The organism is Modestobacter sp. KNN46-3 (assembly GCF_011039295.1).
In genome coordinates this window covers 1-1387 of the sequence record NZ_JAAKGN010000327.1, presented here as the reverse complement: position 1 = coordinate 1387, position 1387 = coordinate 1, and the positions used below count along the sequence as shown (strand labels likewise).

The 1387-nt window shown below is 73.3% G+C and carries 1 pseudogene; it reads left to right on the top strand.

Going from position 1 to position 1387, the window contains the following annotated elements:
• Positions 1 to 545: 545 nt before the first annotated feature.
• A pseudogene (locus tag G5C62_RS27030) lies at positions 546 to 1387 on the top strand (M1 family metallopeptidase); the annotation flags it as partial.

Below are 1387 nucleotides of genomic sequence, written 5' to 3'. Positions count from 1 at the left end.
GTGGGGGCCGGCTGCTGCGTGCCCCGACGTGCCCGCTCGGAGTGCCGCGCAGGCTTCTCGGCTCGGGCGGCCTCGACCTGGACCTCGGTCTCCGCCTGCGGCTGGACGTTGCTCACCGGCGACGCGACGGGCGAGCTGTCAGCGACGCTGGTGGCCCCGAACGTGGCGGTCACGCACAGGAAGGCGGCGGCGATGCCCGTCCGCGCACGCCGGCCGCTGCGGGTGGTGAGAGCGGACAGGAAGCGGCGGCCATGGCCACTCCGGGTGTGACGTCTGGACAAGAAGAGACCCCTTCGAGCGTCCGTCACCTGGGGTGCGGACGGTGTGCGGTGATTACGGAACTGATCGTTACACGCACTTTGTGCATCCGTAAGGTCACGCTCGGTTCACAGTTGACTCGTTCGTCACAGCAGCAACAGCAACCTCGGGAGTCGGGTGCGCCTGCCGCCCGGCACTGCCGAGGACCGCGGGTTGGCCCGAGTTGCGCACAACCGAGAGAATGGGACGCGGCGGGAGGATCCCGTCGTCCATCTCGAAGGGCAGTGATGCGCGCGGGTCGTCGTCGGGCCGCGGCCGCCGCGCTCACCGGAGCCGTGCTGCTCGCCGGCTGTTCCACGAGCAACTCCCCCGACCCCGCGCCCCGGCCCACGTCCACCCCGGACGCCGCGGGCTGGCCCGAGCCCCGGGCCGACCGGCCGGTGGTCGACCTGCGCTTCGACGTCGCCGAGGACCTGGAGACGGTCTCCGGTGCGGAACGGGTGGTCTTCACCCCTGACCTCGACACCTGCGTGCTGGTCTTCCGCTCCTGGCCGAACAAGCCGGCCACCGCACGGGCGGGCAGCGGGCTGACCGTGTCCGAGGTCCGGGTCGACGGCGAACCGGCCGAGGTGCGCGACGTCCCGGCCGGAGCCCCCGACAGCGCGCCCGCCGGCACGCTGCAGGAGGTGCCGCTGCCCGAGTGCGCGGAGCCCGGCGAGGAGATCACCGTCGAGCTCGAGTTCGAGGTCGAGCTCGGCCCCGACGTCAACGAGCGGGTGGGCACCGCCGGCGGCGTCGACGTCGCCTGGTTCGCCACCGCCTTCCCGTTGCTCGCCTGGGAGCGCGGGCGGGGGTGGGACCGCAGCCCCGCCGTCGCCGTCGCCGGCGAGATGACGGTGAGCGAGGACTTCGAGCTGGCCTCGCTGGAGGTGGTCGCGGACTCCCGGTACGAGGTGCTCGGCACCGGCGAGGCGGTCGGCACCTCCGACGGACCGGGCGACACCACGGTCCACGAGTTCACCGCCCCGTCCGTCCGGGACGTCGCGGTGACCGTCGGGGAGCTCGACGTGCAGTCGGCGCAGATCGGCGGCGTCCGGGTGCACGTGGGCCTGGACGAGGGGGTGGAGGA